Consider the following 24,153-nt stretch of genomic DNA (forward strand, 5'->3'; position numbering starts at 1 on the left):
CAGTCCTACCCCGCCGCTCGTCGCCGTATGCGGCCTCGACGAGACCTCTTGGGAGGGACGAGACCTCGTCGGGCGGGCGTCAGCTGTTCTTGGCGCGCGAGGCGGAGCGGCCGCGCTCCTTCTGGTCCAGGACGACCTTGCGGATGCGCACGGCCTCCGGGGTCACCTCGACGCACTCGTCGTCGCGGCAGAACTCCAGGGACTGCTCCAGGGAGAGCTTCCGCGGCGGGACGATCGCCTCGAAGGAGTCGGCGGAGGAGGAGCGCATGTTGGTGAGCTTCTTCTCCTTGGTGATGTTCACGTCCATGTCGTCGGAGCGGGAGTTCTCACCGACGATCATGCCCTCGTACACCTCGGTGCCGGGCTCCACGAAGAGGACGCCGCGCTCCTGGAGGTTGGTCATCGCGAAGCCGGTGACCGCGCCCGCGCGGTCGGCGACCAGCGAGCCGTTGTTACGGGTGACCAGCTGGCCGAACCACGGCTCGTGGCCCTCGTGGATCGAGTGGGCGATGCCCGTGCCGCGGGTCTGGGTCAGGAACTCCGTACGGAAGCCGATGAGGCCGCGGGACGGGACGACGAACTCCATGCGGACCCAGCCGGAACCGTGGTTGGACATGTTGTCCATGCGGCCCTTGCGGACGCCCATGAGCTGCGTGACCGCACCCATGTGCTCCTCGGGGACGTCGACCGTCAGGCGCTCGACCGGCTCGTGGATCTTGCCGTCGACCTCCTTGGTGACGACCTGCGGCTTGCCGATGGTGAGCTCGAAGCCCTCGCGGCGCATCTGCTCGACCAGGATGGCGAGCGCGAGCTCACCGCGGCCCTGGACCTCCCAGGCGTCGGGGCGGTCGGTGTCGAGGACGCGGAGCGAGACGTTGCCGATGAGCTCGCGGTCCAGACGGTCCTTCACCTGACGGGCCGTGACCTTGCGGTCCTTGACCGCGGCCTTGGCGTCCGCGCCCTTGCCGGTGCCGCCGCGGCCGACGAGCGGCGAGGTGTTCGTACCGATGGTCATGGAGATGGCCGGCTGGTCGACCGTGATCAGCGGCAGCGCGACCGGGTTCTCCGGGTCGGCCAGGGTCTCGCCGATCATGATGTCCGGGATGCCGGCGACGGCGCAGATGTCACCGGGGCCGGCGACCTCGGCCGGCTTGCGGGTGAGCGCCTCGGTCATCATCAGCTCGGTGATGCGGACGTTCGAGACCGTGCCGTCGCGCTTGATCCACGCGACCGTCTGGCCCTTGCGGAGCTCGCCCTGCTCGACGCGGAGCAGCGCGATGCGGCCGAGGAAGTTGTCGGCGTCGAGGTTGGTGACGTGGGCCTGGAGCGGCGCGTCCTCCTCGTACGTCGGGGCGGGGACGTGCTCCAGGATCGTGGAGAAGAACGGCTCCAGGTTGGTGGAGTCCGCCGGGACCGTGCCGTCCTCCGGCTTGGTCAGCGAGGCGATGCCGTCACGGCCGCAGGCGTAGACGATCGGGAACTCGATCTGGTCCTCGTCCGCGTCCAGGTCGAGGAAGAGGTCGTAGGTCTCGTTGACGACCTCGTCGATCCGGGAGTCCGGGCGGTCCGTCTTGTTGATGCAGAGGATGACGGGCTTGCGCTGCTGGAGGGCCTTGCGCAGCACGAAGCGGGTCTGCGGGAGCGGACCCTCGGAGGCGTCCACCAGGAGGACGACGGCGTCGACCATCGACAGACCACGCTCGACCTCGCCACCGAAGTCGGCGTGGCCGGGGGTGTCGATGATGTTGATCGTGATCGGGGCCCCGCCGTCCTTGGGGTGGTACTTCACCGCCGTGTTCTTGGCGAGGATCGTGATGCCCTTCTCACGCTCCAGGTCGTTCGAGTCCATCATGCGGTCGTCGAGCTGCTGGTGGGCGGCGAAGGCACCGGCCTGCTTGAGCATGGCGTCGACGATGGTCGTCTTGCCGTGGTCGACGTGGGCGACGATGGCGACGTTACGGATGTCGTGGCGCGTGGGCATGGGTGGCTTGCGCTTCTCTCGGATCGTGGGAATCGGCGTCAGTTCCTCTTACGCCCGCCGGGCGGACGCGCCACGGCTATGTCCTATGGTACGGGGCTGCCGCGCAAGGGGCTTCCCCGCCCGCAGTCCGAAAGGGTCTACTGGGGGATTTCAAGGGTGTGGGGGATGTCGCACGACCGGGTCAAGGGTCCGACGTGATCCTGCCCGCCGGGTTCGCCGGCGGGCAAGGAACTTGAGCGGCATCTGAGGTTGTGAGCTGCTCTTTCAGGGGTTTCAGCGGTTCTGCGGGGATCCCTTGGTGGATGCGGGCTTCTTGTAGCCGATGTCCTGGTAGCGGGGGGCCGCGAAGCCCCAGGCCCCGGCGTTCACGAGGTCGGCCTTGGCGGCGACGAGCTGGGGCCGCTGGTAGAGGGGGATGGATCCGGCCGCGGCCCAGATCCGGGCGTCGGCCTGGCGCACCAGCTCGCGTGCCTCCTCCTCGTCCAGGGTCCCCGCCGCCTGGTCGAACAGCTGGTCGATGCGGTCGGTGCCCACGCGCGAGTAGTTCTGCTCGACGAGCAGGGAGCCGTCGGACGCGGGCTCCGGCTTGGCGAAGATCGGCCGCGCGTCGGTGGCCGGGAAGGCGGACGCCGGCCACGAGTAGAGGGCGAGGTCGTACTCGCCCGAGGCGATGTGGTCCTTGAAGAAGCTCTCGTCCGGGACCTTGGTCACCTGGGTGCGGATGCCGACGGCGTCGAGCATCCGGACGATCCGGTCGCCCACCGCCCGCAGCGACTCCGAGCCCGGCCCCGACGGCAGGACGAAGCGGAGGCTGAGCGCCTTGCCGTCCTTGCCGAGCGCCTGGCCGGTGCCGGGTACGGCCGCGGGGGCCGCCGTGCCGCGCGGGGCGTAGGCACCGGCCACGCCCCGGTCCGGCTTGGTGACCGACTGGGCGGCGCGGGCTCCGCCGCCGGCGCCGGTGTCGAGGGCTTCGGAGCGGGCGCCGGTGTCGAGGGCTTCGGAGCGGGCGAGGAGGGCCTCGGCCTGGCGGGCGGCGGCGGGGGCGGGCGCCAGGACGGCGGTGCCGTTCTCGGGGCCGCCGGGCCCGATGAGGGGGGCCGTGCGCCGCTCGCCGGGCTTGTCGTCGCCGACGATGTAGAGGCCCTCGTCGGACGCGGTGTCCTCGGCCTTCTTCTTGGCGTCGTCCTTCTCGGCCGCCTTCTCGCCCGCCTTCTCGCCCGCCTTCTCGGCCGCCTGCTTCTCCGCGGACTCCTCGGCGGCCTTCTCCGTGCCCGTCTCCTCCTCGGCCGTCTTCTTCTCGGCCGTTTTCTTCTCGGCCGTCTTCTTCTCTGCCTCGCTGCCCGCCTCGGTGCCCGCGGGCTTCCTGGCCGCGCCGCCCGGGACCCAGCCGGCGTCGGCGAGGAGCGCCCGCGCCTCCTGGGTGTCCTGGTCCCCGAGGGCGTCGCTGCTGTCGGCGTAGGCGGCCTGGCCGGCGAGGGCGAGGTGGCTGCCGGGCGGCTCGGCCGGGAGGCCGAGCGGCTTGAGTACGGATTCGGCCAGTTCCTTGCGGTCGATGGCGCGGGCCACCGCGCGCCGTACGCGCTCGTCGGAGAGCGGCCCGGACTCGCCGTTGAGGGAGAGCTGGGTGTAGGCGGGCTCCAGGGACTTGCGTACGACGAGTCCGGCCAGGCCCTTCTGCTCGGCCGCGTACCGGGCGACGGCCTTCTGGTTCTTCTCGCGGGCGGCCCGCACCTCCTCGGCCGCCTCCTCGTCGGAGCCGTGGGCGAGCGCCCAGGACTTGAGCGCCTTGGACGGGGTGATCGCGGAGCCGGGTCCGTGGGCGAGGGCGGCCTGGGCGCCGTTGCGGCCGGCGCGTGCGTCCCGTACGGCGAGGGCGATCCGGTCGGCCGTGGCCCGGTCGACCTCGGCGAGGTCGAGCTTCCCGGAGGCGAGGGCCGTCGCCCGCTCGGCGCGGGGGACGGCCTTGAGGACGAGGCTGTCCAGCTTGGCGGGCTGCCCCCACCAGCGGGGGTTGCGGGTGAGGGTGACGTCGCCGCTCGCGCGGTCGATCCGCTTGAGCAGGAACGGTCCTGCGGTCGCCTTGAGCGCGGTGCGCGCCCCGTCGTTGAAGGAGGCGGGGGACCCCATCACCTCCTTCGGGTAGAGGGGGGTGAAGAGGGACTGCCAGTCGGCGTAGGGCTTGGCGTAGGTGACCCGGACCTCCAGGTCGTTCTTGCCCCGCTCGATCTTCTCGATCCGCTCGTAGCCGGAGTTCCGGGCCGTCCAGTACGCGGTGTCGCGGCCGCTCAGCGCGCGCCACTGGGCGACGAAGTCCGCCGCACCGATCTCGCGCCCGTCGCTCCACACCGCCTGCTGGTTGAGCTTGTAGAGGACGACCTGCTTGGGCTCGGTCTCCACGACCTGCGCGGACTCCAGGTAGTCGGGGTTGCGCTGCGGCCTGCCGCGCTCGTCGAGCGTGTAGAGCGCGGGGAGCACGGCCCCGGCGATGCGGCTGGTGGTGGCGTCCGCGTCGGCCTGGAAGGCGTTGAGCGTGGTGGGGAGGGCGTCGACGGCCCAGCGGACGGTGCCGCCGTCGGCGACCTGGTCCCGGTCGGCGGGGGCGTGGTCCTGGGCGGCGGCCCCGGTCTCGTCCGCGTCGTCGTCGGAGCTGCATCCGGCGAGGACGGTGACGGCGAGGACCGCGCTGGTGAGCGTGGCGACGGAGCGGAGTGTGCGGGAGCGGGGGCTCCTGGACCATGTCCTCCCGCGAGGGGCGCCGACCTGGGACATGATGTATACCCCTTCGTCCAGTCTTATTCCATTTGTGGATGATCACACCTATTGCTCATCCACTGAAAAGCACTGAACGGATCCGGCCACGGCGACACGACGGCAGAGCCGCCGAAGCCCACTCGTGCGGCCCAACCGTCTGTACCCGCCCCGGCTCGGAAAGACAGTCAGGAAGACGCTCGGAAGACGGTCAGGCGGCGGTGCCCGCTCCGGCATTCCAGCGGCCGAGGACCGGTTCGGCGAGGGTGCGGGCGGGGCGGCAGAGGGTCTGTCCGTGACGGTCGAACAGCTCGTCGCGGGAGGTGAAGCGGCCGAGGTCGGTGCGGAGGTGGGCGGAGAGGTCGCACGCGGCGGCGTCCGCCCCGCACGCCGAGGGCGCGTCCCAGTCGACGGTGGTGCGGGCGACGGCCTCGAAGAGGGTCTCCGCGCCGGAGTTGGTGAAGGCGCGGGCCGCGGCGGCGCCGGAGCCCGCGCTCTCGGGGACGCCCTGCGCGGCGGCGCCGGAGACCGCCGGGGCATCCTGCGCGAGGGCGTCCGGGGCGGCCGTGAAGAGCTCCGCGATCGGCACCCAGGCGCCGTCGAGCCGGAACTCCGGCCAGGCGAGCAGCACCTCGGCGGGGACGAACGGGCGCAGCCGCGGGAAGCGCGGGTACCAGAAGGTGCCGTCGACGAGGAGCCCGCGCACCCGGGTCTCCGTGCCGAGCGAGCGGGCGACCGCCTCCAGGACCGCCATGCGCTGGCTGCACGAGCCGCGGCCGAGCCGGAGCGTCCGCGACACCCGGCGCCGGTCCTCGACCGAGTAGACCGGTCGTACGGTCGCGGCGACGATCCCGTGGGCCACCCGGAGCAGGGCGCGGGCGTCCTTCGCACCCCGCTCGCCGCCCTCGCGGCGGACCCGGTCGACGAGCGCGCGGACCAACGGGTGGGCCAGGTCCAGGATCGGGGTGGACCGGGTGGAGCCGGCCGCCTCAGGAGACGGCGCCAGGTCCTCGGTCGCACGGGGCCGGATCGGCATCAGCAGACGGCTGGTCATGGCGTACTCCCCCTCAGGTACGGCGACGCGTGCGGCCACCGGCCCCATCCTCCTCCGCCTTGCGCACGGCCTCGGGGGCGGGGCCCTCGGTGCCGGACGACGGGTCTACGGCCCGGGAGCGCGGCGTCCCCTCAGTGCCAGCCCTCGCGGTACGCCGTCCAGTCGCCCTCCTCCGCCGCGAAGTCGACGTAGAGCGCGACGCCGAAGCGCTCGCGGCCCGGATCGGTCCGGCCGAGCCCCAGGCGGGTGCCCCGCACGGCCGCCTCGACGGTCTCGGCGTTCTCGTGGTGGCCGAGGTCGTCCTCGTGGAAGAAGGGCAGCCCCATGAGCAGGTCGGTCGACTCGGGGGTCACCTCCAGGGCGAGGCTGGTCTGCTGGGCGACGTACCCGCCGTACAGGCTCTCCAGGGGCATCCACGTGTCGTACGACATGACGGCTATCTGGTCGACGCGCCGGGCGACCTGCCCGAAGAACTCCTGCGACCACCACTTCTCGCTGTCGCCGAAGGCGCCGAGCGCGGTGTGGGCGCCCGGGAGGGGGTCGATCTGGTGGGCGGCGACCGAGAGCGGCGCCTTCCGGGACCGGGTCAGCTCGCCGAGGTCGTCGAGGAGCGAGAGGTAGTGGGCGTCGTCGGAATGGAGCGGCTCCAGGTCGAAGTGGACCCCGTCGAAGCCGGCGTCCAGGATCTGCCGGGCCGAGCCGACCACCGCGGCCCGTGAGCGGGCGTCCTCCAGACGCAGTCCGACCGGCCCCTCGGTGGCGAGCACGTCGCCGAGCCAGGCCTGGACGCGGACGCCGGGCAGGGCGCGGTGCACGGCGTCGATCAGCCAGGCGGCCCGCGGGTACTTGGCGGCGGGCAGGGTGCCGTCGTGGTTCAGCGGTCCGGCGTGGACGTACAGGTCGCGTATGCCGGTCCCCTCGATCCGCCGGGCGAACGCGGCGAGGTCGGCGTCGCCCTTGCGGCCGTCGACCCAGGCGTGGCCGAGCCAGATGGCGTCCTTGCCCCGGGTCCGCGCGTCCTCCCTGAGGTCACCCGCGTAGCTCACCCGGAGGGCGAGCGCCCCGAAGAGCGGGGGGACGACGAGGAGGAGGACGAGTCCGAGCGCCCACCAGCGCCCCCGTCGCCATGCGCGCCGCAGTCGTCCGCCCATCGAGTCCCCCAGAACCGTCGTGCCACCGGAACCACCTGACCCACCGTAGAGGCGGCCACCGACAGTGACGCCGGGCCGGGTCGAACGGTTTCGGACGGCGGGAGTCCGGTCGCGGGCTGACATACCGGCACATAGCCTCACCTTTGTGACGCGCACAGCCATCCGAGCCCTTGTCGCGGCCCTGGTGGCGGCGTGGTGGCTGGCCGTGCCCGCCGCACCCGCCGCCCTCGCCGAGGACCCCCTCGACCTGTCCCGCGACAGCCAGGTCACCGACCGCACGGGAGCGCTCGGCGACCGCCGCTCCGAGGTGATCCGCGCCCTCGACCGGCTCTACGACGACCAGCGGGTCCAGCTCTTCGTCGTCTACGTACGGGGCTTCTCCGGCCGCTCGTCCCAGAGCTGGGCCGACGAGACCGCCCGGCGCAACGGCCTCGGCGACGACGACGTGCTGCTCGCCGTCGCCACCCACGACCGGCAGTACGCCTACTCGGCGGACCCCGACGGCCGCCTCACCCAGGACCAGCTCGACGAGGTGGCGAGCGGCGCGATCGAGCCCGCGCTGCGCGAGAACGACTGGGCGGGGGCCGCGATCGGCGCGGCCGACGGGTACGACGCCGTCCTCGCCGGGCGGCCCGTGACGGCCCCGGCGATCACCCCGGGCCCCGCCGATCCCGGTGCGGCGGCCGACGACGGCACCTCGGCCTCCGACCTGGTCCTGCCGCTGGTGGTCGTCGGCGGGGCGGGGGCCGTGGCCCTCTACGCGTACGGCAAGCGCCGCAAGCGGGTCGAGACCCGCAGCACCCCGCGGGGCGACCGGGGCTGGGGGCCGCCGAAGGAGCCCGCGCCGCCCTCGCTCGACGAGCTCGACGGGCAGGCCCGGCGGGCGCTGGTCGACACCGACGACGCCGTCCGCACCAGCCAGGAGGAACTGGGCTTCGCCTCCGCGCAGTTCGGCGAGGAGGCGGTCGGGCGGTTCACCGAGGCCGTCGACTTCGCGAAGGAGCAGCTCACGGCCTCCTTCCGGCTGCGGCAGAAGCTCGACGACGCCTTTCCCGAGGACGACGCGACCCGGCGCGGGATGCTGGAGGAGATCCTGCGCCGCTGCGCGGAGGCGAACGCCCGCCTCGACGCGGAGGCCGAGGACTTCGACCGGCTGCGCGCGCTGGAACGTACGGCTCCGGAGGCGCTGGCCTCGGTCGAGGCGGCGGTCCGCGAGCAGACCGGCCGGATGGGCACGGCGGAGGCGGCCCTGACGGCGATGCGGGAGCGGTACGCCGAGTCGGCGGCCTCGCCCGTCGCGGGGAACGTGGAGCAGGCGAAGGACCGGCTGGTCTTCGCGACCACCCACGTCGACGAGGCGCGGCGGCTCGTCGAGGAGGGGGACAACGGCGCGGGCGCGGTGCACATCAGGGCGGCCGAGGGCGCCCTGACCCAGGCGGCGCGGCTGATCGAGGCGGTGGACCGGCGGGCCCTGGAGCTGGCCGAGGCGGTGGGGAAGCTGCCGGGGGCGCTCGCGGAGACCGACGCGGACCTGGCCGAGGCGCGCGGCCTGCTGCGGGGGACGTCCGAGGGCGTGTCCACGGCGGACCTGCAGGGGCGGATCGCCCGGGCGGAGGCCGTGGTCGCGGAGGTGCGGCGCGGGACGGACGCCGGGCGGTACGACCCGATCGACGCCCTGCGCCGGATCGAGGAGGCGGACGCGGCGCTCGACGAGGCCCTGGAGGGCGCACGGGAGCGCGAGGCGGGCGATCTGCGCGCCCGCACGCTCCTCGACCAGGCGATGCTGACGGCCCGTTCGGCGATCGGGGCGGCGTCGGACTTCGTCGCCACGCACCGGGGCGCGGTGGGCAGCGAGGCGCGTACGCGGCTGGCGGAGGCCCAGCGCCGCTGGGAGAAGGCGCGTGTGCTGGCCGAGGGGAAGCAGCCGCAGGCCGCGCTGGCGGAGGCGCAGCAGGCGGACGGTCTCGCCCGCCGGGCCCAGGAGCTGGCCGAGCAGGACGTGCGGACCTACGGGAACCCGAACGGGCTGGGCGGTGTAACAGGAGTGGGAGGAAGCGGTGGCGGCGGGCTCGGCGGGGCCGTGCTCGGCGGCATCCTCCTCGGTGGTCTGTTCGGCGGGGGAAGGGGAGGCGGACATGGGGGGTTCGGTGGAGGGTTCGGCGGGGGCCTCGGCGGAGGCGGTCGTGGGGGCGGAGGTTTCGGCGGCGGACCGGGCAGCTTCGGCGGCAGCGGCACGCGCGGCCGGCTGGGCGGTGGCGGCCGGTTCTGAGCGCGGCCCGTCCTCTCCCGCTGTTCCAGTCCCTCTCAAGGAGAAGAACGATGAGCAAGCAGACCGTCCTCGGCCGGGTCACCCAGCTGGCGAAGGCGAACATCCACGCGTTGCTGGACCAGGCGGAGGATCCGCAGAAGATGCTGGACCAGCTGATCCGCGACTACTCCGCCAACATCGCGGAGGCGGAGGAGGCCGTGGCGGCGACGATCGGCAACCTCAGGCTGATGGAGCAGGACCACCAGGAGGACGTGGACGCGGCGAAGGAGTGGGGCGGGAAGGCGCTCGCCGCGAGCCGGAAGGCGGACGAGCTGCGGGCCGGCGGGCAGACGGCGGAGGCGGACCGCTTCGACAACCTGGCGAAGGTGGCGCTCGGCCGCCAGCTCCAGTCGGAGAAGGAGGCGCGGACGGCGGAGCCGACGATCGCCGCGCAGACCGAGGTCGTGGCGAAGCTGAAGTCGGGGCTGGACCAGATGAAGGCCAAGCTCTCCGAGCTGGGGGCGAAGCGCGACGAGCTGGTGGCGCGCGCGAAGTCCGCCCAGGCGCAGAACCGGATGATGGACGCCGTGAAGAGCATCGACGTCCTCGACCCGACGAGCGAGCTGAGCCGCTTCGAGGACAAGGTGCGCCGGGAGGAGGCGAGGGCGACGGGCAAGCAGGAGCTGGCCGCCTCCTCCCTGGACGCCCAGTTCGAGCAGCTGGACGCGCTGGGCGACAGCGCGGAGATCGAGGCCCGGCTGGCGGCCCTCAAGGGCTGATCCGGCGGCTCCTGGCCTTCGCGTGTGACCGGCTCGGCCGCGCGTCGGCGGGGGTCGCCGTCGTGTCAGAACATGCTGAGGAGCTGTTCCACCGTGCGCTCCGCCGCGTCCTCGCCGTCCGGCAGGGCGAGCTCGAACCAGACGGTCTTGCCCCGGGGCGTGCGGCGCGCGCCCCAGGAGGAGCTGAGCAGTCCGACCAGCTGGAGGCCGCGGCCGCCCTCGTCGGTGTCCCGGGCGCGCCGGCGGCGGGGCTGGACGAGACCGGCGTCCCAGACCTCGCAGACGAGGGTGCGGTCGAGCAGCAGCCGCAGCCGGATCTCGCCCTCGCCGTAGCGCAGGGCGTTGGTGACGAGTTCGCTGACGAGGAGTTCGACGGTGTCGACGAGCGGTTCGAGGTCCCAGGTGGTGAGCAGGGTGCGCGCGAGCTCCCGGGCCCGGCCGACGGAGCGGGGCTCCCTGGGCAGCCGCCAGTCGCCGACGGCCTCGCTGGGCAGTCCCCGGATCCTGGCCATGAGGAGGGCGATGTCGTCCTCGCCGTGGCCGGTGTCCAGGGAGGTGAGGACCCGGTCGCAGACGTCTTCGAGGGGGCGGTCGGGGTCGGTGAGGGCCCGTCGGAAGGCCCTGAGGCCCTCGTCGAGCGGATGGTCCCGGGACTCGACGAGCCCGTCGGTGTAGAGGGCGAGGAGGGCGCCCTCGGGCAGTTCGACCTCGACCTCCTCGAAGGGCTCGCCGCCGACGCCGAGCGGCATCCCCGGGGGTACGTCGAGGAGGAGGGCCTCCTCGCCGGGTCCGACGAGCACCGGCGGGAGGTGGCCGGCGTTGGCGAAGGTGCAGCGCCGGGTGACCGCGTCGTAGACGGCGTAGACGCAGGTGGCGAGGTAGACCTCGGAGAGTTCGGGGCCGCGGTTCTTGTGGGCGCGGGACTGCTGGGCGCCGATGGGGGCCCCGAGGCCGCGGGCGATCTCGTCGAGGTGGGAGAGGACCTCGGCCGGCTCCAGGTCGAGTTGGGCGAGGGTGCGGACGGCGGTGCGGAGTTCGCCCATGGCGACGGCGGCGCGCAGTCCGCGGCCCATGACGTCGCCGATGACCAGGGCGGTGCGGTGGCCGGGGAGTTCGATGACGTCGAACCAGTCGCCGCCGACCTCGGTGGCGGTCGTGCCGGGGAGGTAGCGGCAGGCGATGTCGAGGCCGGCGGCCTCGGGGTCGCCGGGCGGGAGCAGACTGCGCTGGAGGATCAGGGCCCGCTCGTGCTCGCGGCGGTAGAGGCGCGCGTTGTCGATGCAGACGGCGGCGCGGGCGGCGAGTTCGACGGCGAGGGCCCGGTCGCGTTCGCCGAAGGGTTCGCTTCCCTTGGCGCGGGAGAACTGGACGAGGCCGACGACGGTGTCGTGGGCGACCATCGGGACGACCAGGGTCGACTGGACGAGGTCGCCCTCGACGCCGGGCACGGTCCGGAGCCGGCCGGTGCGCAGGGCCCCCGCGCAGGGCGAGTTGAAGGGGTAACGGTGGACGGCGCCGACCTCGATGGGGACGGGTCCGCAACAGCCGCCGCCGGAGCCGTGGCCCTCGTCGACGCGCAGCGGCGTGTCGGCGACGGCGCTGGCGGAGGCGACCCGGCGCAGTTCGGCGCTGCCCGCGCCGTAGCCGACGTCGTGGGAGCTGCCCCAGCGGCCGGGCGGGGCCTCGTCACCGGTCAGGAGGCCCTGGTAGAGGTCGACGGAGGCGAGGTCGCAGAAGCCGGGGACGGCGACGTCGAGGAGTTCGCGTGCGGTGGCCTCCAGGTCGAGGGAGTTGCCGATGCGGGAGCCGGCCTCGTTGAGGAGCGCGAGGTTGCGGCGGGCGTTGGCGGCCTCCCGTGCCGCGTTCTGGCGGCGGGTGACGTCGATGCCGAGTCCGGCGACGCCGATGGGCCGTCCGGAGCCGCTGTGCACGCGGTAGAGGTTGATGGACCAGTGGCGCCGGTCCCTTGCGCCGGGGGCGGCGCCGACGATCTGGAGGTCGGTGACGGGGTCGCCGGTCTCCAGGACGCTCCGCAGGGCGTCGGTCATCCGGTCGGCCTCGGGGCGGGGCAGGTAGTCGTGGACGCTGCGGCCGCGGTGGTCGTCGGCGGAGCCGCCGAAGACGGTGGCGAAGCGCTGGTTGGCGCGCCGGACGGTGAGGTCCGTCCCGAAGAGCAGGAAGCCGAAGGGGGATTGGCCGAATATCGCCTCGGAAGCGGCGAGGTCGGTCTCGATGCGGCGGAGGGCGCGCACGTCGACGACGATGCAGAGCGCGGCCCGCTCGCCGGTCTCGGTCTCGCTCGGCATGACGTACACCTCGGCGATGCCTCGGGGGGTGTCCTCGCCCGGCACACGGAAGGGGACGAGGCCCGTCCACTCCTTGCCGTCGAGGATCTCCCTGACCTGGCGGTGACCGCGTTCCCGCAGGTCGACGGGCATGAAGACATCGACGGGGTCCTTGCCCCTGGCCTCCTCGGCGGGGACGCCGAAGAGCTCAGCGGCCCGTCGGCTCCACTGGTCGACGAGTCCGTCGGGGCCGATGGAGAAGGAGGCGACCCTTATGTAGTCATAGATGGATCCGGGCGGGCTGCTCTGCCACACGACGCCGCTCGCCGTCTCGGATATCTCGCTCACGCGACCGTCCCCTCCAGCTCACCGCACCGGACCGGCCATGCCCGCAGTATTCAATACGGCAGGCTCCGGCGGTACGACGTTCACGATCACAGGGTGGTCTCGTTCGTTTCGAGCCGTCCTCCGGTGATCGTTGTCCCACCCTCTTTACTCACCAGGGAGAGCCAGCTCGAACCATACGGTTTTGCCCGTACTCCCCTTTCTGGTCCCCCAGCGGCGTGCCGCACCGGCCACGAGGCTCAGACCACGGCCTCCTTCGTCCTCGGGTCCCGCGGGGCGCTCGGTCGGGGGATCCGGAAGCGGATCGGAAACCTCCACCAGCAGGGCGCGGTGGGCCGGGGCGGCGCCGTCGGGGTGCGGGGGCCGGACGAGCCGGACGCCGATGGGGCCGGAGGCGTAGCGCAGGGAGTTGGTCACCAACTCGCTGACCAGCAGGACCGTGACGTCTCCGACCGCCGCGTCGAGCTGCCAGGCCCGGAGGGTCTCGCGGACGGCGTGGCGGGCGGTGCGCACGGCGTCGGGCTCCGCCGGGAAGGTCCACTCGGCACAGTCGCCGTCGGCGTCGATCACTCCCGATCACTTCCCCAGCCGTGCGTCAGCAGGAAGGCCACACCCTTCCCCGAGGGATCAATCAGGACATACCCGATATTTGGTGTGGGATATCCCGCCCCGGGGCGCAGTTGGGCGCACGGTGGCACGAACGGCGTAAAGGGTCAGTCACGCGCCCCGTCGAGGGGAGCGGCCGGAAGTCGGAGCGCCGCCTCGGCGACGGCGGGGCGGTCCTGGTCGAGCCAGTCGACCGAGTCGAGTTCGTGGCGGGCGAGCCAGCGCAGTTCGTCGTGGTCCTCCAGCGGGCGGGGCTCGCCGGAGAGAAGCCGGGCGGTCCAGACCCGCAAAACGTATCCGGGCTTCAGCGGCCACTCGCCGGGGAGCCGCTCACCCGGCTCTGTCTCCACGCCCAGCTCCTCGCGCAACTCCCTGACCAGGGCCTCCTCCGGCGTCTCACCCGGTTCGAGCTTGCCGCCCGGCAGCTCCCACCGGCCGGCGAGTTCGGCGGGGGCGCTGCGGCGGGCGGCGAGCAACCGCCCCCGGTCGTACAGGGCACCGGCGACGACGACCACGGCACCGGTGTCCCGGGCGGGATCGCCGTCGGGTCCGGTGCCGTGTCCGGTGCCGTGTCCCGTGCCGGGTCCGGTACCGCGGCGGGGCGGCTGCTGCGCGGTGGTGTCGGGGGTGAGATCGGTCATGGCCGCGAGCGTAGCCCGCGCGGGCCCGGACCCGCGGGGCTCAGAGGGCGGGGCTGCCGAGCTGCTCGACCCAGTAGAGCTGGCGGTGACCGCCGGCCTCCAGGCCGTCGGCGATCTTCTGGGCCTCGGCTTCCGTCGCGTACTGCCCCACGCGGTAGCGGTTGCCGTTGTCGTCCTGACGTATGACGACCCAGGCAAGGGTGGGGCCACTGTCGGGCATCAGGCTGCTCCCTTCGCCGGTCCGGGCATCGCTGACGAGCACCGGGAAACCGCAATCCGCATATGCCGGAGCTTACGCCTGACCTTCACACAGCGGATATGGGTTTTCACCAAGAGGCACGGAACGGCCGGTAACCGACGAAGGGAGGCCGAAGGCACACCTCGGGCACCACGGCCGGGACGCCGGAGACCCGGAGACGGCGTCGGTCACGGTGCGCGGGGGCAGCGGGGCCGGCCGGACGGGCCGACGACCCGTCAACTCGACGGGTGATGCGGACGATGCGGACGCGGTGGACGCGGTGGACGCGGCGGACGCGGCGGACGCGGCGGACGAATGCAGCGGCCGACGCCCGCGCGGGTCAGCGGACGGGGAGGTGGTAGGAGATGCGGTAGCGGTCGGCGGGGACGACGACGTCCGCGGTCTCCACGGCGCGGCCGGAGGCGTAGTAGGTGCGCTCGACGACCATCACCACATGGCCCGGCACACCGCCGAGGGCCAGCAGCTCCTCCGCGAGGCCGGGCCGGGCGCCGACCTCCTCCACGACGTTGTCCACCACGACGTCGATCGCCGCCATCCGCTCGACGACTCCGCAGCCGCCCAGCGGCCCCTCCTCGGGCAGCATGACCGGGGTCCGCCCCGTGACGGCGAGGGGCTCCCAGGAGGTGGAGACCATCATGGGGTCGCCGCCGTCCCGGTACACGTACCGCGTGCGCATCACCCGCTCCCCCGGCTCGATGCCGAGCCGGGCCGCGATCTCCGCACTCGCCGGCTCCTGCTCGCTGTGCGAGTCCCAGGTGCCGCGGGCCCCCTCGGCCGCCTGCTCCTGGCGGAACGGGGTGGCCCCGGAGGCCGGGCGGTAGCCGGAGCGGGCGATCCTGCGCGGGACCGGCCGCTCCCGCACGTACGTCCCGGAGCCGGAGCGGCCCTCGACGAGCCCCTCGGCCATGAGCACCTTGCGGGCTTCCAGCGCGACGGTGTCCGACACCCCGTACTCCTCGCGGATGCGTGCCTGCGAGGGGAGCCGGGTATGCGGCGGTAGCGAGCCGTTGGCGATCTTCTCCCGCAGATCGCTCGCCACGCGCAAATAGGCGGGCTGCTCACCGAACGTCACTGGACACTCCCCTCAGGTTGACGGACAGCTACAGCCTGACAACCGAGGGTCGCGCACCGCAAGCATGGGCCAGAGTTTCACTCGATGTGATGACAGCTCTTGCTACCGAGGGTCACACCCGGTAGGCCCGGCCCGAGCACCGGTCCTCAGACGGAACCCGACCCCGACCCGGAACCCGTCCCCGAGCCCGTCCCGGGCGCCTCGCCGCTGAAGGGCGGCTCGTCCGTCAGGTCGAGCGCCGTGCGCGCCTCCGCGCCCAGGTCCTGGGGCAGCAGCTCGAAGGCCCGGTCGTACGCCTCCCAGTAGGCGTCCGCGTCCTCCGCCTTCGCCAGCTTGTCCCACTGCTTCGATGCGGTGTCCAGCTCCTTCACCAGCGCCGCGACGGGCGCCGCGGCGGCCCCGTCCCACCCGTGCCCGATCAGCCCGGCGCGTGCCTCGTGAAGGGCGGTGAGCACCTCGCCCGACCAGGCCCTGTTGCCCTCGAAGTCCTCGTCCGGGTCCTCCTCGGGCTCCTGGTAGACGACGGTCTCGATCGGGTTCATCGTCTTGAGGAAGTGGAGCTGGTGCGCGTCGAGGAGCGCGTCGTCCGACCGCAGCGAGCCCTTGAAGGGGTTCTTCTCGGCGGCGAAGGCGCAGATCACCGACCGGTCGCCGAGCCGCCAGCTCTGCTTGCTCGGCAGGTAGTAATAGATCCAGACGTCCTCGGGGATGGCCCAGGTGTCCAGCGCGTAGGCGGCGTTGACGGTCTCGCAGCGCTTCTCGGCCAGCTCGTCGAGCTTGTTCTCGCCGGGCCAGCTGTCGAACTCGGAGGCGTCGAAGGTGCCGGTCACCTCGCCGTCGTGTTCCTCTGCACAGGGCACGATCTCCACGTCGGTCGTGTACTCCTCCAGGTCGCCCTCGTCGTTGAAGCACTGCCCGGTCCGCAGGCTCATCGGGGACTCCTGGCGGGCGGCCTCCTCGAAGCCGTCCTGGAAGTCGCGCCAGGCGGAGCCGATGCCGCCGGTGACGAGCCCGACGACGAGCAGCAGGGTGCTGAGCGACGACAGGACGATGCCGGATATGGCCAGGCCCTTGCCCGACTGGCCCCGCTTCTTGATCTGCGGGAGCGCGAAGAGGCCGAGGACGAGTCCGAGCGGCGGCAGGCAGCAGACGATGCCGGTGACGAGGGAGCCGATCGCGAGCCCGTTGGTGGTCCGCTGCGGCTGCCCGTACGGCCCCGGGGCGCCGGGCGGCCCGTACGGCCCGGCGGCGTAGGGCATGCCGGGCGAGGTGTACGGACCGGGCGCCGGCGCGGGCCCGGGGACGGACCCCGGCACGGGCCCGGTCCCCGGCGCGGGCCAGCCCTGCTTCTGCGGGCCCCCCTGGGGTGTCGGGGGCGGCTGGGGCGGCTGGTTCGGCTCCACGGGTACGTGCTCCTGTTGCGGCGTGATGCGAACGGACGAACGGGCGCGCATCGTACGCGGTCGCTCCGACACCCGGGTGATCCGGGGGTGTCCGGGAACACTGCCGAGGCCCGCGAAGGGGCGGCCGCCCGCCGGCGACCGCCCCTCGCTCACGCTTCCGCGCTCACGCTTCCTTGCTCACACGCTTTCGTTCACGCGCACGCGCCGGTCCCTTGAGAACCGGGTCAGAACTGCAGCGCCCAGGAGTCGATCTTCCCGGTGTCGTAGTTCGCGTTGTCCGTGACCCGCAGCTTCCACGTGCCGTTGGCGACCTCCGCGGAGGCGTTCACCGTGTACGTGGTGTTGATGTTGTCCGCGCTGCCGCCGGTGCCGAAGGCCTTCAGCGTGTACGCCGTGCCGTCGGGGGCGACGAGCTGGACCTGGAGGTCACCGATGTAGGTGTGGACGATGTTCACCGGCACCTGGAGGGCCGAGGGGGCGTTGCCCGCGACGCCGCTGACCGTGACCGGGGACTCGACGGTCGCGTTGTCGGCGATGGCGTAGTCCGCGGCGTTCTCGAACTTCGGGCCGGGCGGCGGGGTGGTGCCGCCGTCACCGACGTACAGCAGGCGGTTCGGGGAGCCGGTGCCCGGGCTGGTCACCACGTTCGGCGTGGCGGCGTTCACCAGCGCGGTGCTCACCTGGGCCGGGGTGGCCGTCGGGTTGTTCCCGAGGTACAGCGCGGCCGCGCCGGCGGCGTGCGGGGCCGCCATCGACGTACCGGAGATCGTGTTGGTGGCGCTGTCGCCGGTGTTCCACGCCGAGGTGATGGACGAACCCGGGGCGAAGAGGTCGAGGACGGTGCCGTAGTTCGAGAAGCTGGAACGGGCGTCGGAGCTGGTCGTGGAGCCGACCGTGATCGCCTCGGTCACGCGGGCCGGGGAGTAGTTCGACGCGTTGGCGTTGCTGTTGCCGGCGGCGACGGCGTACGTGACGCCGGACGCGATCGAGTTGCGGACGGCCGCGTCGAGGGTGGAGTCGACGCCTCCGCCGAGGCTCATGTTGGCGACGGCCGGCTTGACGGCGTTCCGGGTCACCCAGTCGATGCCGGCGACGACGCCGGCGGTGGTGCCGGAGCCGTTGTTGTCGAGCACGCGGACGCCGACGATCTTGGCCTTCTTGGCGACGCCGTGGGCGGTCCCCGCGACGGTGCCGGCGACGTGGGTGCCGTGGCCGTTGCCGTCCTGGGCGACGTTGTCGTTGTCGACGGCGTCGAAGCCGTTGAAGGCCCTGCCGCCGAAGTCGCTGTGGCTGATGCGCACACCGGTGTCGATGATGTACGCCGTGACGCCCTGGCCCGCGGTGTCCGGGTAGGTGTAGCTCTGGTTCAGCGGCAGGGCCTTCTGGTCGATCCGGTCCAGGCCCCAGGACGGCGGGGAGGGCTGGGTGGCGTCGATGGTGAAGACGCGGTTCTGCACGACGGACTTCACCGCCGGGTCGGCGGCGAGCTTCTTGGCCTGCGCCTCGGAGAGCTCGATCGCGTAGCCGTTGATCGCGGTGGTGTAGGTCCGCTTGATCTTGGCGCCGAACTTGGCGGCGACGGCGCGGCCCTGGGCGGTCTCGGCCTGGGCCGACTCCTCCAGGGTGACGATGTAGCTGCCCGCGATGGTGCCCGCGGCACCGGCGTTCTCGATGACGCCTTCGGCGGCGGCCGGGGCGGCGGTGGCCGGGAGCGCGGAGAGGGAGCCGAGGGCGAGGGCGGCGACGGCTGTGGCCGCGGCCGTGGTCATGCGGCGACGCGAGTCACGCACTGACATGTGGGGGGTCCTCCTCGTCGGTGGTGCGCTTCGTGGGGTGGGGATGGCGGCCGGGAACGGGGATCCCCGGCCGTCGTTTAAGCAGGGACATGACAAGACAACGCGGAGAGGTCCGCGCCGTTCGCATGTCCGGCTGCCGAGCGAAAGATTGACTGATCCATAGGAATCCCACAAGGGTCCCGACATGACCGCAACACCCGTGTCACGCCGCTGACATGCTGGCCCCATGACCGCCTACGTGTGCCCCCGCTGCCGCACCGGATCCCCCACGGACGCGCTCACCTGGTGTTGTCCCCGCTGCCGCGGCCCCTGGGACCTCGACTTCACCGCCGCGCCCGTCCCCCTCGCCTCGCTCGCGGCCCGTACGAATTCACTGTGGCGTTACGAGGAGGCGCTGCCGCCCCTGCCGTACGCCGCCGCCGTGACGCTCGGCGAGGGCCGCACCCCGGTCGTCCCCCTCACCGATCGGGTTTCGGCCAAACTCGACTTCCTCATGCCGACGCTCTCCTTCAAGGACCGGGGCGCCGTGCTGCTCGCCGCACACGCCCTGCGCCTCGCCCACGCCGGCTCCGTCGAGCGGGTCGTCGCCGACAGCAGCGGGAACGCCGGGACGGCCGTCGCCGCGTACGGAGCGCGCGCCGGGCTCGACTGCCTCGTGTACGTGCCGGAGGGGACGTCCCCCAAGAAGCTGGAGCAGATCCGCGCCCACGGCGCCCGGGTCGTCGAGGTCCCCGGCGACCGCGAGGCCACCGCCCGCGCGGCCCGGGAGGCCGCCGACGCGCCCGGCACGTTCTACGCCTCGCACGTCCACAACCCGTACTTCCTGCACGGCACCAAGACGTACGTCTACGAGCTGTGGGAGGAGTTCGGCGGCCGGCTCCCCGAGACCCTCGTCGTCCCGGTCGGCAACGGCACCCTGCTGCTCGGCGCGGCCCTCGCCGTCGAGGAGCTCCACGGTCACGGGCTCGTCGACCACCGGCCCGCGCTCGTCGCCGTCCAGGCGGCGGCCGTCTCCCCGCTGGCCACCGCGTTCCGCGCGGGCGCCGACGAACCCGCGGGCCCGGCCGAGGCGCACCCGACGCTCGCCGAGGGCATCGCCATCACGGCCCCGCCCCGGGCCCGGCAGATCCTGGCGGCCGTCCGCGCGACCGGCGGCACCTTCCTCACGGTGACGGAGGACGAGATCCGCGCCGCCGCCCGCGACCTGGCGGGGCGCGGACTGTACGTCGAGGCCACGGGCACGGCCTGCTGGGCGGCCGTACGCGCCCTGCCGCCGCGCCCCGGCCACACGGTGGTACCGCTGTGCGGCGCGGGCGCGAAAACGGGCCCCGTACGGTGACCACCGCACGCTCGGCCCTGCGAGCCGTCCGGGGGCCGGTCCCTGCCCCCGGTGGGAGGATGGGAGGGCAGACCCCGGATCGACCAGGAGGTGGATCATGGGAGAGGCACGCGCGGTCATGGACCGCCTCACCGAGGCGCTGACCACGAACCCGGACGAGAAGGCGCTGGCGGACCTCTGGGCCGAGGACGCGGTCGCCGTCACTCCCGACGGCGGGGAGCTGGAGGGCCGGGAGGCGATCGTCGCCTACTTCGGCTCGATGAAGAGGGCGATCCCCTCGGCGACGTTCACACCGGTCCACTCGTACGAGGTCGGTGACACCGCGATCGACGAGGGCTTCTACAGCGGGGTGAACACCGGCCCCGTCGACCTCCCCGACGGCGGCAGCCTGCCGCCGACCGGACGCGAGGTGAGGATCCGCGGCGTGGACTTCGCCCAGGTCATGGACGGCCGGATCGTCAGCTACCGGCTCTACTTCGACCAGGCCGACTTCCTCGGGCAGCTCGGACTCCTCCCCGACATGCCGGGCTGAGCGCACCGGCCGACCGGCCTCCACCGCGGCGACCCCGACGGGTGGGCGCGGTGCGGAGGCCGGTCGCCCGTCGCTCAGAACTCGTCGGCGCCGTTGCGGAGTTCGGGCGTCCAGTAGCCCGTCTTCGCGGCCGCCTCGTTGACCGCGAGGCCACCGGCCGGGGCCTTGACGACGACGCTGCCCTCGGCCGGGCCGTCGGCGGCGAAGAGGTTCACGTTGAAGCTGGTCACGACCTTGTTCTCCTCGTCCACCCCACCGAGCGCGATCCGCACGTTCGCGTACGCCGGGGCGCCGGGGCGCAGGACGACGGGGGCGGCGGGCTTGCTCTTCGCGACGGCCGGGACGTCCTTGGCCGTCTGGATCTCGCCGAAGGCGATCAGCGGGTACTCCAGGAGGCGGCAGGCCGCGGCCGACGTGTTGGTCGCGGTGAGGACGATGTGCTCGGTCGGGACCTCGTCGGCCTTCGCGGCCGTGATCTTCACGTCACCGGCGGCACAGGCGCGGACGGCGGCGTCGGACGTCCCGGAGCCGGAGGAACCGGAGGAGCCGGAGGAGCCCGTCGATCCGGTCGAGCCCGTGGAGCCCGAGGCCGTGGCGTTCGTCCCCGCGGCGCCGGTCGAGCCACCGGCCGTGGAGCCGCCGGCCGTCGAGCCGCCCGCCGTCGACGCGGAGTCGCCGGCGGAGGCAGCGGCGGCGGAAGCGGTCGCGCCGGCGGAGGCCGTGGCCCCGGCGGTGCCGGCGCCACCGGCGTCCTTGGCGCCGGTGCCGGCGTCCCCGCCGCCGCAGGCGGTCAGGGCCAGGCCCAGCGAGACGGCGGCGACGGAAAGGGCGGCGGTCCTGCGGTGGTGGGTGCGCATGATGGTTCTCCCCCGTGGTGGTGCGGTCGTCGGTAAGGCCCGGACGGCACTCGTCCGGCCCGGTATCCAGCTTCCGCTCCCGCGCTGCCGTCCCGCTTGCGTACCGCTAACGCCCCGCCGCCAGCTTCGACAGATGTGCCGCGGCCCGCTCCGAGCCCTCCGTGAAACCGGCCGCCTCCGCCGCCTCGATGGCACGTTCCAGCTGGTCGGCGGCCTCGTCGAGCCGACCGATGCCGGCCAGCGCCTCGCCCCGCAGGATCTGCAGCTCCGCCCCCACGATGACGGAGTCGGGCGCGGCGAGTTCCCCGGCGCGAACGGTGTGCGCGAGCGCCGCCTCGTACTCCGCCGCCCGCAGGCAGTGCCGCGCCAAGTGCTGGAGCGTCAGCACCTGCGTGCTGGGATGGCCCGTGCGGTCGGCGAGCGCGACGGCGTGGACCATCAGGAGCCCGGCACGCTCGTGATCCCCCGTCGCGTCGAGGACGGCGGCGAAGTTGACGTACGCGATGGCCTCGCTGATCGCGTCACCCGCGCGGGCGGCCAGGACCGGTGCCTTCTCCAGGTGGACGAGCGCCTCGGCGTCGCGGCCCTCCCGGTGCAGGATCCAGCCGAGCAGCGCCCGCGTCCGCGACTGCGCGTCGAAGTCGCCCTCCTGCTCGGCGGAGGCCAGCCCCGCCTCCAGGATCGGCGTCCAGCCGTCGCTGATCCGCATCAGCATCAACGGCCACTGGACGAGGGCGAGCCGCCACGCCCGGTCGTGCAGCCCGAACGCGGCGGCCGCGGCGACCGCCCCCTCCAGGGCGGCCCGCTCGGCCGCGTACCAGTCGAGCGCCGCCGCGCGGTCCTCGAACTCCCGTGTCGCGGCGGGCCTACGATGGTCGACGGGCAGCGCGTAGCACGGCTGCGAGCCGGGCTCGGCGGCGGCGTCGGCCGCGAGCCCGGTGTACAGGTAGTGATCGAGCAACCGCCGCAGCCCCTCGGGCGCGCCCCCGGCGTCGTCCCTACCGGCGCCTTCCGCGGCCAGACGGCGGGCGTAGAGGCGTACGAGGTCGTGCGGCGTCCAGCGGCCCGGAGCCGACTCGGCGAGCAGGTGGGCTGCGGCGAGGCGGTCGAGGTCGGCGGAGGCCTGCGCCGGCGACGTACCGGCCAGGGCGCTCGCCGCGAAGCGGTCGAGGTCCGAGCCGGTGTGCAGGCCCAGCGCACGGAACATGCGCAGTGCCGAGTCGGGCAGTTCCTGCACGGTGAGGCGCAGTGCCGCGGAGACGCCGACGTCCTCCACGTCCAGGAGGGCCAGCCGCCGCTGCTCGTCGGCGAGTTCGCCGGCCATCGCGTCGAGCGTCCACTGCGGGCGCTCGGCCAGCCGGGCCGCCGTCACGCGCAGCGCCAGCGGCAGCCCGTCGCAGAGCCCCGCGAGTCGGGCCGCGGCCTCGGGTTCGGCGGCGACGCGCTCCTCGCCGAGGACGGAGACGAGCAGCGCGGTCGCGGCCCGGGGCGGCAGGTGCCGCAGCGGCACCGGACGGGCGGCGTCGGAGGCGATCAGGCCGCCGAGCCGGTCCCGGCTGGTGACCAGGGTGACGCAGGGCCCGCCACCCGGCAGCAACGGCCTGACCTGCTCCGACGAGCGGGCGTTGTCGAGGAGGACGAGCAGCCTGCGCCCCGCGGTCAGGGACCGGAACAGGGCGCCTCGGGCGTCGGCCGCCTCCGGGATGCGCTGCTGCGGGACGCCGAGCGCGAGCAGGAAGTCCCGCAGGACGGCGGTGGTCTCGGGAGCCGGGGTGTCGCTGAAACCGCGCAGGTCCGCGAAGAGCCGCCCGTCGGGGAAGTCGGCGCTCCGCCGGTGCGCCCACTGGACGGCGAAGGCGGTCTTGCCGACGCCCGCCGGCCCGGTGACCAGACAGACGGGCCCGTCGGCCGCGTCGGCCGCCCGGTCGAGGGCGTCCCGCTCGGCGTCCCGGCCGGTGAAGCCGCGCGGCGCGCGGGGCAGCAGCTCGGGCACCAGGACCTCGACGGGCGGCGCGGGCCGCGCGGCGGCGCCCGTCCCTGTCCCTGGCTTCGCTGCGGGCGTCGGCGCGGCAGAGCGCAGCAGCGTCGCGTACGCCTCGCTGAGCGTCACCCCCGGGTCCACGCCCAGCTCATCGGCGAGCAGTCGCCGGGTCCGGTGGTACCAGTCCATCGCGTCCGACTGGCGCCCCGCGCGCGCCAGGGCCAGCATCAACGCCGCCGCCAGGGACTCGCGCAGCGGATGCGCAACGGCCTCGGTACGGAGTACGGCGGCGGCCCTGCCGTGCTCGCCCAGCTCCCCGTACGCCTCCGCGAGCGCCTCCACCGACGCGAGCCGCAGCTCCTCCAGACCGCTCGCCGCCGCTTCGAGGGGGCGGCTGTGCACGGTGCCGGTGAGGGCGGGACCCTGCCAGTACGAGAGCGCCTCGCGCAGCATCCGTACGGTGTCCACAGGCCGGCGCTGCACCCCGGCGAGCCCGACGAGCTCCTCGAAGCGGTGCGCGTCGACCAGCGACTCCGGCATGCGGAGCACGTACGCGGAGCCCTGGGTGGCGAGTTCGACGCCGTACGCCTCGGCGCCGTGCTCGGCGAGGAGCGCACGGAGCCGCGAGACATGGCCCTGGAGCACGGTCTTGGCATGGGTCGGCGGCTCCTCCTCCCACAGCGCGTCCATCAACTGGGGCAGGCTCACCGCGGTGTTGGGCCGAAGCAGCAGCATCGCGAGCAGGCTGGTCCGCTTGGCGGGGCCAAGAGCGACCTCCCCGTTCTCCGTGACGACGGCCACGGAGCCGAGCAGCCGGAACTCCACCTGGTACCTCCGCGATCCTCATCCCGGCGCTCTGCTTCACCGGCAGTCGAGGATACGCGGGCCCGGGGGGCCCGGCGCACGGCGCACACGCCATCCGCGCGGAAGCTGGCCGGAAAGCGCATCCGTCCCCGGGCCCGGCCTGCCCCTGAACGCAGGAAAGCCCCGCACCAGAAGGTGCGGGGCTTTCCCACAATGATTGTTCGGCGGCGTCCTACTCTCCCACAGGGTCCCCCCTGCAGTACCATCGGCGC

General features: G+C 73.4%; 17 protein-coding genes. 4 read left to right on the forward strand and 13 right to left on the reverse strand.

Annotation, left to right across the window (positions count from 1 at the left end; all coding sequences use genetic code 11):
• Positions 1-79: 79 nt before the first annotated feature.
• From typA to ACWDVG_RS22990, 4 genes are all read right to left on the reverse strand, one after another.
• A complete protein-coding gene (typA, locus tag ACWDVG_RS22975; RefSeq protein WP_451701271.1) occupies positions 80-1,981 on the reverse strand; it encodes a translational GTPase TypA in 1,902 nt (633 codons plus the stop codon).
• A gap of 273 nt (positions 1,982-2,254) precedes the next feature.
• Positions 2,255-4,750, reverse strand: coding sequence for an ABC transporter substrate-binding protein (locus ACWDVG_RS22980; protein ID WP_451701272.1), 2,496 nt, complete (start codon positions 4,748-4,750; stop codon positions 2,255-2,257).
• Between the two features lie 190 nt (positions 4,751-4,940).
• Positions 4,941-5,783, reverse strand: coding sequence for a transglutaminase domain-containing protein (locus ACWDVG_RS22985; RefSeq protein WP_451701274.1), 843 nt, complete (start codon positions 5,781-5,783; stop codon positions 4,941-4,943).
• 131 nt (positions 5,784-5,914) lie between these two features.
• Entirely contained in the window at positions 5,915-6,934 is a 1,020-nt protein-coding gene (locus ACWDVG_RS22990; RefSeq protein WP_451701276.1) for a hypothetical protein, read from the reverse strand.
• 145 nt (positions 6,935-7,079) lie between these two features.
• Here ACWDVG_RS22990 and ACWDVG_RS22995 point away from each other — a divergent pair, with 145 nt between their 5' ends.
• Together ACWDVG_RS22995 and ACWDVG_RS23000 are read left to right on the forward strand one after the other, a co-directional pair.
• Positions 7,080-9,203: a TPM domain-containing protein gene (locus tag ACWDVG_RS22995; protein WP_451701277.1), complete on the forward strand. Its 2,124-nt coding sequence runs from the start codon at positions 7,080-7,082 to the stop codon at positions 9,201-9,203.
• A gap of 50 nt (positions 9,204-9,253) precedes the next feature.
• On the forward strand, positions 9,254-9,961 hold the full coding sequence (locus ACWDVG_RS23000; protein ID WP_451701280.1) for a PspA/IM30 family protein: 708 nt from the start codon (positions 9,254-9,256) through the stop codon (positions 9,959-9,961).
• Positions 9,962-10,026: 65 nt separating this feature from the next.
• Here ACWDVG_RS23000 and ACWDVG_RS23005 read toward each other — a convergent pair whose 3' ends face one another.
• The 7 genes from ACWDVG_RS23005 to ACWDVG_RS23035 all read right to left on the reverse strand — a co-directional run bounded on the left by ACWDVG_RS23005 (position 10,027) and on the right by ACWDVG_RS23035 (position 18,368).
• On the reverse strand, positions 10,027-12,594 hold the full coding sequence (locus ACWDVG_RS23005; protein ID WP_451701282.1) for a SpoIIE family protein phosphatase: 2,568 nt from the start codon (positions 12,592-12,594) through the stop codon (positions 10,027-10,029).
• 144 nt (positions 12,595-12,738) lie between these two features.
• Positions 12,739-13,161 carry an ATP-binding protein gene (locus tag ACWDVG_RS23010; RefSeq protein WP_451701284.1) on the reverse strand — a complete coding sequence of 141 codons (423 nt, stop codon included), beginning with the start codon at positions 13,159-13,161 and terminating at the stop codon, positions 12,739-12,741.
• 143 nt (positions 13,162-13,304) lie between these two features.
• Complete coding sequence (locus ACWDVG_RS23015; RefSeq protein WP_451701302.1) at positions 13,305-13,712, reverse strand: (deoxy)nucleoside triphosphate pyrophosphohydrolase; 408 nt, start codon at positions 13,710-13,712, stop codon at positions 13,305-13,307.
• Between the two features lie 166 nt (positions 13,713-13,878).
• The gene (locus tag ACWDVG_RS23020) at positions 13,879-14,058 is read right to left on the reverse strand and encodes an SPOR domain-containing protein (protein ID WP_451701286.1); all 180 of its coding nucleotides are present in this window, start codon (positions 14,056-14,058) and stop codon (positions 13,879-13,881) included.
• A 358-nt stretch (positions 14,059-14,416) separates the two neighbouring features.
• On the reverse strand, positions 14,417-15,169 hold the full coding sequence (locus ACWDVG_RS23025) for a GntR family transcriptional regulator (RefSeq protein ID WP_451701288.1): 753 nt from the start codon (positions 15,167-15,169) through the stop codon (positions 14,417-14,419).
• 146 nt (positions 15,170-15,315) lie between these two features.
• Positions 15,316-16,572: a DUF4190 domain-containing protein gene (locus ACWDVG_RS23030; protein ID WP_451701289.1), complete on the reverse strand. Its 1,257-nt coding sequence runs from the start codon at positions 16,570-16,572 to the stop codon at positions 15,316-15,318.
• Positions 16,573-16,796: 224 nt separating this feature from the next.
• A complete protein-coding gene (locus ACWDVG_RS23035; protein WP_451701291.1) occupies positions 16,797-18,368 on the reverse strand; it encodes a S8 family peptidase in 1,572 nt (523 codons plus the stop codon).
• Positions 18,369-18,594: 226 nt separating this feature from the next.
• Here ACWDVG_RS23035 and ACWDVG_RS23040 point away from each other — a divergent pair, with 226 nt between their 5' ends.
• Positions 18,595-19,707, forward strand: a complete 1,113-nt coding sequence (locus ACWDVG_RS23040) for a pyridoxal-phosphate dependent enzyme (RefSeq protein WP_451701293.1) — start codon at positions 18,595-18,597, stop codon at positions 19,705-19,707.
• Between the two features lie 97 nt (positions 19,708-19,804).
• A complete protein-coding gene (locus ACWDVG_RS23045; RefSeq protein WP_451701295.1) occupies positions 19,805-20,239 on the forward strand; it encodes an ester cyclase in 435 nt (144 codons plus the stop codon).
• Positions 20,240-20,313: 74 nt separating this feature from the next.
• Here the strand turns inward: ACWDVG_RS23045 and ACWDVG_RS23050 are convergent, their stop codons facing one another.
• Both ACWDVG_RS23050 and ACWDVG_RS23055 read right to left on the reverse strand, forming a co-directional pair.
• A complete protein-coding gene (locus ACWDVG_RS23050; protein ID WP_451701296.1) occupies positions 20,314-21,096 on the reverse strand; it encodes a DUF4232 domain-containing protein in 783 nt (260 codons plus the stop codon).
• Between the two features lie 106 nt (positions 21,097-21,202).
• Positions 21,203-23,902 carry an AfsR/SARP family transcriptional regulator gene (locus ACWDVG_RS23055; protein ID WP_451701297.1) on the reverse strand — a complete coding sequence of 900 codons (2,700 nt, stop codon included), beginning with the start codon at positions 23,900-23,902 and terminating at the stop codon, positions 21,203-21,205.
• Positions 23,903-24,153 lie beyond the last annotated feature (251 nt).

It is taken from the genome of Streptomyces sp. NPDC003327, from assembly GCF_053589515.1.